The organism is Alloalcanivorax mobilis (assembly GCF_002864685.1).
Lineage (GTDB): Bacteria > Pseudomonadota > Gammaproteobacteria > Pseudomonadales > Alcanivoracaceae > Alloalcanivorax > Alloalcanivorax mobilis.
In genome coordinates this window covers 18,467-30,407 of sequence record NZ_NMQZ01000023.1, presented here as the reverse complement: position 1 = coordinate 30,407, position 11,941 = coordinate 18,467, and the positions used below count along the sequence as shown (strand labels likewise).

Genomic DNA, 11,941 nt, shown 5'->3' with positions numbered 1-11,941 from the left:
AGTGTCTCCGGGTTGCCCGGCGACCGGCAGTCCCTGACAGGGAAGTGGTTTTACACAAAACGAGAAAGGTGAAACATGAAAACGATGCAACGCGCCCAGGGTGGTTTCACGCTCCTGGAGATCATGGTGGTGGTGGCGATTATCGGCCTGTTGGCGGCGATGATCGTGCCCAATGTGATCGGCCAGGGCGAGCAGGCCAAAGTGGACATCGCCAAGACCAATATGTCACGGGTGGTTCAGCAGTTGGACATGTACAAGTTCAACAATGGCCGCTACCCGACCACCGAAGAAGGCCTTAATGGTCTGGTCGAGCGTCCCGCCTCGGCGAAGAAATGGCCGGAAGGCGGTTACCTGCCCAGCGTGCCGGAAGATCCCTGGGGCAACCCCTATGTATACATCAGCCCCGGTGTGGACGGCCCCTACGATCTCTACTCGCTGGGCGCGGATGGCGCCGAAGGTGGCGACGGCACCGACGCGGACATCAGCTGGCGCGATAACGGCAAATAGCCACGCTGATGACGTTTGTGCGCGGTGAAATCGGGCGCCTCCACGCGGAGCGCGGCCAGCGCGGCTTTACCCTGGTTGAAATACTGGTGGTGGTCGGGCTGATTGCCATGTTGTCACTGGCGGTGCTGGTGGTGCCCGTGTGGGTGGACGACTCCCGTCAGTTGGACGGCGAGGTCGCCCAGCTTTCCGACACGCTGACCATGCTCAGTGAAGAGAGTCTGTTCTCCGGCAAGCTGATGGCGTTACGCATCAAGGACACCGGCTGGACGCCGCTGGTCTACGACGTGGGCGCCCGCAAGTTCGTGCCGGCCCAGGGCAACGGGCTGCAGGCCCGCGAGCTGCCGGAAAGCCTGGAGCTGAGCTGGCAACTTGACGAACCCGAGACCGACGACGAAGAAGACGACGTGACGCTGGCGCAGATGGCCGAACGGCTGGTCAATCAGAACCCGTTCGGCGACAGCGAGCGCGGCATGTTCGACGACGCCCCCAAAGAGACTCCCGAGCAGCGCCGGGAGCGCGAGAGCCAGGAACAAGAAAATAAAATCCTGCCGCAGGTGTTCTTTTTCCCCAGTGGCGAGACCACCGGGATTACCTTTACGGTGCGCTCGCGCAATGACGTCGATCTGGAGGCACGCCGCCAGCTGACGGTGCTGGGCCGGGTCCGTGATCCGGACCACGACGAAGAACAGGAGAAGCTGACCGCCCAGGACCGGAAAAAGAACCGGGATGACGACGACAGTCTGATCGACGGTGACTTTCTGGGTGGCGACGAATGAGCGCGGCGGCGCGCCAGGGTGGCTTCACCCTGATCGAGGTGATGCTGGCGGTGGCGGTGCTGGCCCTGGCAATGGTCGCTCTCGGCCAGACGCTCGGCGCCAGCGCGGTGGCTTACCGCAATATCGATGACACCCGCCGGGCCTATCTGGTGGCCGCCGACAAACTGGTGGAAATGCAGGTCTACCAGCAATGGCCGAACACCGGCAGCAACGACGAAGTGGTGACGCGCGGCGAGCAGGAGTGGTGGATCGAAACCAAGATCAGCGCCGGTCCCTACCCGGACACCCGGCGCGTTGACATCGACGTCGGCCCGGTGATCGACGACGACCACAAGCCACTGGCCTACAGCCTGGCGAGCCTGATCGGCAAGCCGGCGGAAGACACCGGCCGCGCCGCCGGCAGTGGCGGCAACGGCACGCCGGCCGGCAATGAGGATCTGACGGGGGGATGATGCGCCAGCGCGGTTTCACATTGTTGGAAGTGCTGGTCACGGTGGCCATCTTCGCCATGATGTACATGGTGGCGGTGCAATTCATCAGCGGCGCCCTGGAGAGCCGCGACCAGCTCAACGAAGGCGCCACCGAGCTGGAGAGTGCCCAGCGCGCGGTCACCTTCCTGACCCTGGATTTCGAGCAGATGATCTCCCGCCCGGTGCGCGACCCCTATGGCGATCCGCAACCGGCCATCTATGGTCGTGACGATTTCGTCGAGTTCACCCGGCTGGGCTGGTCCAACCCGTTCCAATTGCGCCGCCGCAGCGAAATGCAGCGCGTGATGTACGCCTACGAGGACGACAAGCTCTATCGTCGTTACTGGCCGGTACTGGACACCAACGTGGCCACCGAATACCAGGAAGAGGTGCTGCTGGAGAACGTCAAGCACTTCACCGTGCGTTATCTGGATCGCGACCTGGACGGCCAGTGGCTATGGCGGGAGTTCTGGCCGGACCCGGCGCTGGCCGGCCAGCCGGTGTGGCAGCAGCGGTTGCCCAAGAGCATCGAGGTGGACATTGAGCTGGACAACGGAGAGCGGCTGCACCGCTATTTCCGCACGGTGTTGAACCCATGGGCCTCTTGATGAAACCCGCTGCGCACTCAATGAAACCCGCTGCGCGCTTAATGAAACCCGCCTCGCGTCGCCGCCAGCAGGGCATGGCGCTGGTGATCGTGCTGATGCTGTTCGCGATTCTGGCGGCGGTGGCCACCGAAGTGATGTTCCGCCAGGACCGCTTTCGCACCCGCACCGAAAACCTGCTGGATTGGGACAAGCGCTATCAATACGCGATGGCGGTGGAGGTGGTGGCGATTCAGGGCCTGATCGACGACCTGGAAGACGACAACCTCAACAACGCCATGGTGGACGACTGCTCCCAGGAGCAGTGGGCGGTGGCGTTGCCCGCCACCCCCTACGAGGACGCCATTCTCAGCGCCAGCGTTCAGGATCTGCAGGGTCGTTTCAACCTCAACTGGTTGGTGACCGGCAACGGTGCCGGTTTTACCCGTAATGACCAGGCCAAGGAGATGCTCCAGCGCCTGCTTGAACAAACCCTGCCAGACCCCTCCAAAGCGTCATTGCTGGCCAATGAAATGGCCGACTGGATCGACAGCAACAACATCGTTGATTCGGTGGAAGGCGCGGAGGACGCGGAATACCGCAGCCGCCGTACCCCGAATATGCCGGTCGCCCATGAAAGCGAGCTGCGCGCGCTGCGCGATTTCACCGCCGCCGATCTGTTTCCAGACCCGGCCCTGTGGGGGCTGTTCTCGGCGCTGCCGTCGGACACCACTTTGAACCTCAACACTGCCCCGAAAGCGGTATTGGCGGCGGTGTTGGGCACCGATGGCGCCGCCGACGCGGTGATCGCCCTGCGCCAGGAGGAGCCGATCAGCGACGTCAATGCGATCATGCAGCAGGAGCCGTTCAACTCCATGGAGGCGGAACAGAAACAGGCGATCAGCGAGCGCCTGGGGGTCGCCAGCGAGTACTTTCAGGTGATGGTCGACGTGGAAGTGAGCGGCAACACCAGCCGCCTGGTGACCCGCGTGAAACGGGCATCCAGCGGCGGCGCCGATGGCACCCAGGTGTTCAGCCGCCAGGTGAAACCGCTGCTGGCTCCCCTCGAACCCGCCTGCAACCCCTTTTACAATGTGGAAAATGATAATAATGTGCTGGAAGGCTTGCCCGGCGCGTCATAGCGTTCCAGGCGAACCGCGCCGCTTCGGGTTGCGGGCGGCACAGCGGCTTGCGATGAAACAACAACAGACCCTGATAAAGGACTGAAATTTTGGCCGATACCGCTTTGATTTATCTGGCCCCGGGGGCATTCAAGGAAACGCTGGCCGAGGCCGGCGTGCTGTTGCAAACCGGCGCCGGGCAGACGCCCCGGGAAATGACGCTAAGCGAAGCGCTGGCGGCGGTTCACGGGGGCACCGTCAGTGTGGTGCTGACCAGCACGGAAGCATTGCTCACCGGCGTCACCCTGTCGCGCAAGCAGGCCCGCCACCTGCAGCGGGTGCTGCCTTTTCTGCTCGAGGAGCAGTTATTGGAAGCGCCGGAGAGCCTGTGGTTCGCCGCCGGCAAAAGCGACCACGGGCGTTACCCGGTGGCGGTGGTTGGCCGGGCGCCGCTGGAGGGGTTGCTGATGCTGTGCCGGGAACACCAGGTGCGGCCCTTGACCCTGAAAGCGGACGCCGATCTGCTGCAGGCGGACGCGCCGCTGATCATCGGCGTGGACCGCTGGGGCGCGATGATCCTGGATCGTGAGCAGGCGCTGGTGGCCGACGCCGCCCAGCGCGACGCGCTGATGGCCCTGCGCGGCGGTGAACAGGAACCGGCGGCGGAGGAATTCACCCACCTCGAGGACGCCCTGTCCCTGTGTGAGCGCCTGCGCGCGGCGCTGGCCGCCGGCCAGGGCGTGGAAATGCTGCAAGGCCCGTATGTGCAGCGTCAGAATCAGAAAACCGGACCGTCGCCCTGGGCGCCCTGGAAACCGGTGATCGGGCTGGCGGCGGCGGTGTTCGTGCTCGCTCTGGTGGCGGTATGGACCCAGCAATGGCGCTATAACCAGGCCGCCGATCAGAGCTTCGCCGAGGCCGCCAAATTGTACCAGACACTGTTCCCCGGCGATCGCGCCACCGCCGGCCTGCGCCGCCAGTTCGAAGCGCGTCTGGCGCGGCTTTCCAGCGGCGGTGGTGAAACCGGTGGCGCGCTGTTCGCACTGCTGCCGGCGGTGGCGAGCACACTCAACGCCAGCGAGGTGGAACCCAAGCGACTGCAATTCGATCAGCGCGACGGCAGCCTGCTGCTGGACCTGGGTGCCAAGGAATACAGCCAGCTCGAGAAGCTGCAAACGGCGCTGCGCGAAAAGGGCGTTAACGCGACCATCGCCAATTACCGCAATGGCGCCAGTGGCGTCACCGCGCGAGTCAAGGTGGAGCAGGCGGGATGAACAAGCAGATTGAAGAGACACGGCTGAAGCTGCGCAAGCAAATGGCGCCGGCGATCAGTTGGTATCAACAGCGCGAACCTCGTGAGCAGCGTACCCTGCAGTTGCTGGCGGTATTGATTGGCGCGGCGCTGATCTACTGGCTGATCTGGCAGCCCAGCTGGCAGGCCCGCCAGGACGCCCGGCAACGTTATCTGGCCAATCAGGAAACCCTGAGCTGGATCGAAAACAACGCGCCGGCGGTGCGCGCGGCACGCGGCGGCGACAAAAACGTCAGCGATACCCTGGGCGCGAACTGGGTTAGCGAGATCAGTGGCTCGGTGCAGACCTACGGTTTAACGCTGCGTGGCTTTACCCCCAATGGCGACCGCTCGGTGCGCATTCAGATGGAAGATCAGCCGGCCAGCCAGATGCTGCTGTGGTTGCATTCACTGGAGCAGCAGGGCGTGGCGCTGGATACGCTGGAGATGAGCGCCGGCAATCAGCCCGGCACCGCTTCGCTGCGCGCCTCTTTGTCCCGTTGACGGCGGCGCGCTCGAAACCAAAGCCGCCGGCCGGCGCGCTGGCGTTGCCGTTGTGGCTGGGCTACGCGGCGTGCGTATTGGTGCTGGCGCTGGGGCTGGCCTGGAGCGTCTGCGCGCAATTCGATTACGGTTATCGATTCTGGTACCAAACGCTGCACATCGAGCAGCATATCGACCGCTATGCGCCGCAGAACCGCTATCACCGGCCGGACCTGGAACGCCTCTCGCCACGGCAGCACCAGGCGCTGTTTCATCGCATTCGCGTGGCCGTGCACAACGGCGGCGAGGGCCTGGAGCAGATTGATTATCGCAACCGCTATGGGCGCCCCCTGCCGCTTTTGCGCGACGCCGAAGTGCGGCACCTGCGCGATGTGGCCAACCTGATTGATGTCGGCCGCTGGCTGATGCTGGCCGCCGCTGTGCTGGCGCTGACCTGCGCCTGGCTGCTGCGCCGGCGGGTGCTGCCGGGCTGGGGCGCGCGCCTGGCCGCCACCGCGCTGCCGCTGGCGGCGCTGGCGTTGTGGCTGCTGGTGGCCGGCCCCACGGCGGTGTTTTACCAATTCCATATCTGGCTGTTTCCCGCCGACCATGAATGGTTCTTTTATTGGCAGGATTCGTTGATGAGCACCTTGATGAAAGCGCCGGTGCTGTTTGGCGGTATCGCCGCCATGATCGGCGCCGGCGCCGCGTTGCTGGCGCCCCTGCTTTATTTCGGCGTCCTGGCAATGGCGCGCCGCCTCGATCGTTAACCGGAGCGAACTGATGCAACGACTGGCCGCCGACCCCCACGGCGACGAGAACGTGCAACGCTGGGCCGCCGCCGGCTTGCCGGTGCCGCCGAGTTGGCGGATTGGCGCCGAAAGCCTGCGCGGGCTGAGTCGCGATCAACTGGTGGCGGCCCTGGGTGCTTTGCCTGAATGGCGAGAAGGCGATCGTTACTGGGTGCTCCATCAAGGCAGCATGAACCCGGATTCACAACGGGAAAGCCTGGCCAACCTGGATTCCGATGAGGCGCTGGCGACGGCGTTGTGGTCGATGTTCAACCGCGATCCCGCGCCGCCGAGGGTGGTGATTCAGGCGCTGCCGCGCCAGCGCGCCGCCGGCGTTTTGTTCACCCGCCATCCGTTACGCCAGGACCTGGCTCACATGGTGGTGGAGGGTGTGTTGGACGGCGAACAGGCCCGACAGCGGCTGATCTTTGACGAGCGCGGCGCGTTGGTCTACGACGGTGACGGGCAACGGCCGGCACTCAATGAAGTGGTGCCTGAGGCGCAATTGCTGGCCCTGGGCAGCCAGTTACGGCACGGCTTCGAGCGGCCCCAGGCTGGCGAATGGGTTCACGATGGCGAGCAACTGTGGCTGCTGCAGACACTGCCGGTGGGCTCGCTGCCGGTGCCCCAGGAAGTCTGGACGCGCCGCGCGGCCGCGACCCTGTTCAATCAGGCGGTGTCGCCGCTGTGGTACACCCTGGCCGGGCGCTGGATGAAGACCGGTTTCTGGCAGGAGCTGGTGGCGCGCCAGGGCTGGCGCGATCTTGAGAAAATCGAGCCGTACCGCCGTCAACAAAGTCACCTGTACACCAACAGCGAGTTTTTTCGCCGCCTGTTGCCAACGCACCCGGGTCTGCTGCGCCGGGTGCCGCCGGCCTGGCAACCGCTGGAGAATCAAGTCAGCGCGTCGCGTCCAGGGCGCTGGAGTCAGTGGCGGCGGGGCCGGCGACTGGGCACCCTGGGCCGGCGTGTGCGTCGCTGGCGCCTTGACGGCAGCGACCGCGAGCGACTCTGGCGGGCGTTGATGGCCCTGGATCAGCTGGGCGAGCGGCTGGCAGCCGAGGAAGGGGCCTTGGTTTATCTCGATCTGCCCGACCTGGCTTGTGGTAGGGAGCGGCCGCTGCCGCTGAGGTCGCTGCTCACCGACCAGGAGACGCAGGCGCTGGAGGCGGTGCTGAACGATAACGTGGCGGCCCTGGCGAACAGCGATCTGCGCCCTGGCGCCGACCCGGTGCATGCCCCGCTGAAAGACAGGCCGGCACAATGGGGCAGCTTGCGGGCCCCACTGAGCGCACGCCGCCTGGCGCCGCCCATCAGCGAGCCGGCGGTCGCCACGCTGGCCCTGGCGCGCCAGGCCCGGCAGTTACGTTACCAGCTTGGCGGCCATGCCCGGCACGTGCTGGTGTCGATGGCGGCGGTGCTGGTGGAGGCACGGCTGCTGGCCAATGTGGACGACATTCACTTTCTCTATTTCGACGAACTCTGGCCATTGTGGATGCAACGCCGTGTGCCGGAGTCCGCCAGCGGCGAGGTGATCGGCCAGCGCAAACTTCGTTATCTGGAAGACGCCTTATCCGGCGCACCGGATTGGAAGATGGACCGCATCGGTTTCGGCTTCGGCGGCGGTGAACGGCCCAGCCCGCTGTTGCGTGGCCGGACGTTGGTGCCGGGGCGGGTCAGTGGGCCGGTGCGGCGGGTGTGCAGCGCCTGGGCACTGAACCGGCTGCAGGCCGGGGAGATCCTGGTGATCGACCAGGCGGACCCGAGCTGGGTGCCCTGGCTGGCCCAAGCGGGCGCGTTGGTGATCGCCGAGCAAGACCCCGCCAACGCCGCCGCCAGCCTGGCGGTGGCCTGCGGCATCCCGGCGATCTGGGGCGTTGGCGACATCATGCACAGCGTCGTGGATGGGCAGACCGCCACCCTGGATGGCGAGCGCGGCAGTATAGAGGTTGGGAGCGGTGAACAGGATGAAGGGGACCGGGCGGGGCCGTGCAAAAGCAGAGGCCCCGCTTTGTAGGTAGCGGCCGCAAGCTACAAGCCGCAAGCGACAAGGACAACCACGCAGTCGTCTTTTTGCAGCTTGCAGCTTGCAGCTTGCAGCTTGCAGCTTGTAGCTTGTAGCTATCTATGTTGCTCAGTCTTCGATGTACCCCAGCAAATGCGGCACCATCTTTTCGATCTCTTTACGGCGCATGCCTTTGCGGCCGGCGTAGTCGTCCATCTGGTCGCGGCCCAGTTTGCCGGTGCCGAAGTAGCGCGATTCCGGGTGCGAGAAATACCAGCCGGACACCGCCGCCGCCGGCAGCATGGCGTAGGATTCGGTGAGCGTCATGCCGGCGTTCTTTTCCGGTTCCAGCAACTCCCAGAGCAACGCTTTTTCGGTGTGATCCGGGCAGGCCGGGTAGCCGGGAGCGGGGCGGATGCCTCGGTATTTTTCCGAAATCATCTCGTCGTTGCTCAGGGCTTCATCGCTGTCGTAGCCCCAGAACTCCTTGCGTACCCGCTCGTGCAGGCGTTCCGCGAAGGCTTCGGCGAGACGGTCGGCGAGCGCCTTGATCATGATCGATGAATAATCATCGTGGTCCGCCTCGAAACGGGCCACATGTTCATCAATGCCGATACCGCTGGTCACCGCGAAGCCGCCCAGCCAATCGGTCTTGCCGCTCTCCGCCGGCGCGATAAAATCACTGAGGCAATAGTCCGGCTTGGTCGGGTTCTTGGTGCGGTCGAGTTGCTGACGCAGGTGATGCAGGGTCATGAACGGCTGATCGTCACCGGGCTGGCGGTAGAGATGGATGTCGTCCATGTCCGAGTGCGCCGGCCAGAAGCCGATCACGCCGCGCGCGGTCAGCCATTTTTCGTCGACGATCTTTTTCAGCATGGCCAGCGCATCGTGGTAGAGCTTGGTGGCTTCCACACCGACCACCTTGTCTTCAAGAATGCGCGGGAATTTCCCCGCCAGCTCCCAGGACTGGAAGAACGGCGTCCAGTCGATGCGCTCAACCAGTTCGTCCAGCGGATAGTCGTCGAATACCTTGATGCCCTTTACGACAGGTTCGGGTGGTGTGTAGCCGGCCCAGTCCGGCTGAAAGCGGTGCTCGCGGGCGCTGTCGATACTGGCCAGGGATCGATCCACCTGCTGCTGACGCCGGCGCACCCGCAGGTCTTCGTAGGTGCTTTTGATGCCGGCGACATAATCGGGCCGGTGCTCCTTGGACAACAGCTTGGAGGCAACGCCCACCGCCCGCGATGCATCGGCGACATGGATCACGGCATTGCGGTAACTCGGATCGATCTTCACCGCGGTATGAATGCGGCTGGTGGTGGCGCCGCCAATCATCAGCGGCAAGTCCATCTCAAGCCGCTCCATTTCACTGGCCACGTGTACCATTTCGTCCAGTGACGGCGTGATCAGACCGGACAGGCCGATGATGTCCACCCGTTCGCTTTTCGCGGTTTCCAGAATCTTATCGCACGGCACCATCACGCCCAGGTCGATGACCTCGTAGCCGTTGCACTGCAGCACCACGCCGACGATGTTCTTGCCGATGTCGTGCACGTCACCCTTCACGGTGGCCATCAAAATACGGCCATTGGATTCGTCCTGGGTGCCCAGCTCTTCCTTTTCTTTCTCCATGAACGGCAGCAAATAGGCCACCGCCTTTTTCATCACCCGGGCGGATTTCACCACCTGGGGCAGGAACATCTTGCCTTCGCTGAACAGGTCGCCGACCACGTTCATGCCATCCATCAGCGGGCCCTCGATCACGTGCAGGGGCCGCTCGGCGTTCTGCCGGGCCAGTTCGGTGTCGTCTTCGACATGGTCGGCGATGCCCTTGACCAGGGCGTGCTCAAGGCGTTTTTCCACCGGCCAGGAACGCCATTCCAGATCTTCCTTTTTGGCCTCCTTGGCGCCGGAACTCCGGTACTGCTCGGCCAGGTCGAGCAGCCGTTCGGTGCCGTCTTCGCGACGGTTGAGAACCACGTCCTCGACCGCGTCGCGCAGCTCGGCGGGAATGTCCGCGTAGATCGCCAACTGGGTGGGATTGACGATGCCCATGTCCATGCCGTTCTTGATCGCGTAATAAAGAAACACCGCATGGATCGCCTCACGCACCGGGTCGTTGCCGCGGAACGAGAAGCTGACATTGGAGACGCCGCCGGAGATCAGCGCGTGGGGCAGAGTACGTTTGATTTCCGCCACCGCTTCGATGAAGTCCACCGCGTAGTTGTTGTGTTCTTCAATACCGGTGGCGATGGCGAAGATATTGGGGTCGAAAATAATGTCTTCCGGTGGGAACCCCACCTCTTCGGTGAGCAGCTTATAGGCGCGCGTACAGATCGCCACTTTCTGGTCGCGGGTTTCCGCCTGGCCATTTTCGTCAAACGCCATCACCACGGTGGCGGCGCCGTAGCGCCGGATCAATCTGGCCTGATCCAGAAACGCCTGCTCGCCTTCCTTGAGCGAGATTGAGTTGACCACGCCCTTGCCCTGGATGCACTTCAGGCCGGCCTCGATCACCGGCCATTTGGACGAGTCGATCATGATCGGAACCTTGGAAATCTCCGGTTCCGCGGCAACCAGATTCAGGAAGCGCACCATGCACTCCATGGAATCAAGCATGCCCTCGTCCATATTGATGTCGATGATCTGCGCGCCGTTCTCCACTTGATCGCGGGCCACGTCCAGGGCGGTGTCGTAGTCGCCTTCCTTGATCAATCGCAGGAAGCGTTTTGAGCCGGTCACGTTGGTGCGTTCGCCAACGTTCACGAACAGCGATTCCGGGGTGATGTTGCACGGTTCCAGACCGGACAAACGACAATGCACCGGAATCTCCGGCAGTACTCGCGGGGCGCAGTCAGCCACCGCTTCGGCCATCGCGGCAATGTGCTCGGGGGTGGTGCCGCAGCAGCCGCCGATGATGTTCAGGAAGCCGCGCTCGGCCCAGCCACGGATTTCCTTGGCCATGGTGGCGGCGTCGAGATCGTATTCGCCCATCTCGTTGGGCAGGCCGGCGTTGGGGTGCGCGGAGACCGGAAACTCGGAAAGCCGTGACAGCTCTTCCACATAGGGGCGCAGTTCCATCGGCCCGAGCGCGCAGTTCAGACCGATGGAGACCGGCCGGGCGTGGCGCAGGGAGTTGTAGAACGCCTCGGTGGTTTGCCCGGTGAGCGTGCGGCCGGAGGCGTCGGTGATGGTGCCGGAAATCATCATCGGCAGGTCGAGGCCATGTTCGTGGCAATACTGATCGACCGCGAACACCGCTGCCTTGGCGTTGAGCGTGTCGAAAATGGTTTCGATCAGGATCAGGTCGGCGCCGCCTTCCAGCAGGCCGTCCACCGCCACCAGATACGCTTCCACCAGCTGGTCGAAGCGGACATTGCGGAACCCGGGATCGTTGACGTCGGGGCTGATACTGGCGGTGCGGTTGGTGGGGCCGAGCACCCCGGCCACGAAGCGGGGCCGCTCTGGCGTGGCCACGGCGTCGGCGGCGCGGCGGGCGACGCGCGCCGCCGCCACGTTGATCTCGCGGGCCAGATCCTGCATGTCGTAGTCCGCCATGGCGATGGCGGTACTGTTGAAGGAGTTGGTTTCGATGATGTCGGCGCCGGCGAGCAGATAGTCGCGATGCAGTGTTTCGATCATATCCGGCTGAGTCACGCTGAGCAGGTCGTTGTTGCCTTTCAGGTCGCTGGGCCAGTCGGCGTATTGCTCGCCACGATACTGAGCCTCGCTGAGTTTGAGGCGCTGGATCATGGTGCCCATGCCGCCATCGAGAATGACAATGCGTTCTCGGAGCAGGGCGTTGAGCTGTTCACGACGGGAAAGGGACATCGGGGACTCCGTGGATTGGCCGGGCGCGCATTATAGCGGCTGGGACGCCGTTACCCAACGAGACGGTGCTTTCGGGTACACT

General features: G+C 64.0%; 10 protein-coding genes. 9 read left to right on the top strand and 1 reads right to left on the bottom strand.

The genetic code is table 11. The annotated features are described in order from the left end of the window. Positions 1-75: 75 nt before the first annotated feature. The 9 genes from gspG (at position 76) to CGS25_RS12450 (ending at position 8,040) form a co-directional block, all read left to right on the top strand. Positions 76-507, top strand: a complete 432-nt coding sequence (gene gspG / locus CGS25_RS12490) for a type II secretion system major pseudopilin GspG (RefSeq protein WP_101675674.1) — start codon at positions 76-78, stop codon at positions 505-507. 8 nt (positions 508-515) lie between these two features. Then, positions 516-1,283: a type II secretion system protein gene (locus CGS25_RS12485; RefSeq protein ID WP_101675673.1), complete on the top strand. Its 768-nt coding sequence runs from the start codon at positions 516-518 to the stop codon at positions 1,281-1,283. Next, positions 1,280-1,735 (top strand): type II secretion system protein, encoded by a 456-nt coding sequence (locus CGS25_RS12480; protein ID WP_101675672.1) that lies wholly within the window; start codon positions 1,280-1,282, stop codon positions 1,733-1,735. The genes CGS25_RS12485 and CGS25_RS12480 overlap by 4 nt, the downstream gene beginning before the upstream one ends. Continuing rightward, positions 1,732-2,361: a type II secretion system minor pseudopilin GspJ gene (gene gspJ, locus CGS25_RS12475; RefSeq protein WP_198588784.1), complete on the top strand. Its 630-nt coding sequence runs from the start codon at positions 1,732-1,734 to the stop codon at positions 2,359-2,361. The genes CGS25_RS12480 and gspJ overlap by 4 nt, the downstream gene beginning before the upstream one ends. A 41-nt stretch (positions 2,362-2,402) precedes the next feature. Beyond that, the gene (gspK, locus tag CGS25_RS12470) at positions 2,403-3,479 is read left to right on the top strand and encodes a type II secretion system minor pseudopilin GspK (protein ID WP_157933825.1); all 1,077 of its coding nucleotides are present in this window, start codon (positions 2,403-2,405) and stop codon (positions 3,477-3,479) included. An 89-nt stretch (positions 3,480-3,568) separates the two neighbouring features. Continuing rightward, positions 3,569-4,732: a type II secretion system protein GspL gene (gspL, locus tag CGS25_RS12465; RefSeq protein ID WP_089031931.1), complete on the top strand. Its 1,164-nt coding sequence runs from the start codon at positions 3,569-3,571 to the stop codon at positions 4,730-4,732. Further along, positions 4,729-5,253 carry a type II secretion system protein GspM gene (gspM, locus tag CGS25_RS12460; protein WP_101675671.1) on the top strand — a complete coding sequence of 175 codons (525 nt, stop codon included), beginning with the start codon at positions 4,729-4,731 and terminating at the stop codon, positions 5,251-5,253. Before gspL ends, gspM begins: the two co-directional genes overlap by 4 nt. A 44-nt stretch (positions 5,254-5,297) precedes the next feature. Continuing rightward, positions 5,298-6,002 (top strand): lipoprotein intramolecular transacylase Lit, encoded by a 705-nt coding sequence (locus CGS25_RS12455; protein WP_232802394.1) that lies wholly within the window; start codon positions 5,298-5,300, stop codon positions 6,000-6,002. A 13-nt stretch (positions 6,003-6,015) separates the two neighbouring features. Then, on the top strand, positions 6,016-8,040 hold the full coding sequence (locus CGS25_RS12450; protein ID WP_101675670.1) for a PEP-utilizing enzyme: 2,025 nt from the start codon (positions 6,016-6,018) through the stop codon (positions 8,038-8,040). 117 nt (positions 8,041-8,157) lie between these two features. Here CGS25_RS12450 and metH read toward each other — a convergent pair whose 3' ends face one another. Beyond that, a complete protein-coding gene (metH, locus tag CGS25_RS12445) occupies positions 8,158-11,859 on the bottom strand; it encodes a methionine synthase (RefSeq protein WP_101675669.1) in 3,702 nt (1,233 codons plus the stop codon). Positions 11,860-11,941 lie beyond the last annotated feature (82 nt).

Coding starts and splice junctions, on each gene's coding strand:
- gspG (WP_101675674.1), top strand. CDS start 76: ATGAAAACGATGCAACGCGCCCAGGGTGGTTTCACGCTCCTGGAGATC.
- CGS25_RS12485 (WP_101675673.1), top strand. CDS start 516: ATGACGTTTGTGCGCGGTGAAATCGGGCGCCTCCACGCGGAGCGCGGC.
- CGS25_RS12480 (WP_101675672.1), top strand. CDS start 1,280: ATGAGCGCGGCGGCGCGCCAGGGTGGCTTCACCCTGATCGAGGTGATG.
- gspJ (WP_198588784.1), top strand. CDS start 1,732: ATGATGCGCCAGCGCGGTTTCACATTGTTGGAAGTGCTGGTCACGGTG.
- gspK (WP_157933825.1), top strand. CDS start 2,403: ATGAAACCCGCCTCGCGTCGCCGCCAGCAGGGCATGGCGCTGGTGATC.
- gspM (WP_101675671.1), top strand. CDS start 4,729: ATGAACAAGCAGATTGAAGAGACACGGCTGAAGCTGCGCAAGCAAATG.
- CGS25_RS12450 (WP_101675670.1), top strand. CDS start 6,016: ATGCAACGACTGGCCGCCGACCCCCACGGCGACGAGAACGTGCAACGC.
- metH (WP_101675669.1), bottom strand. CDS start 11,859: ATGTCCCTTTCCCGTCGTGAACAGCTCAACGCCCTGCTCCGAGAACGC.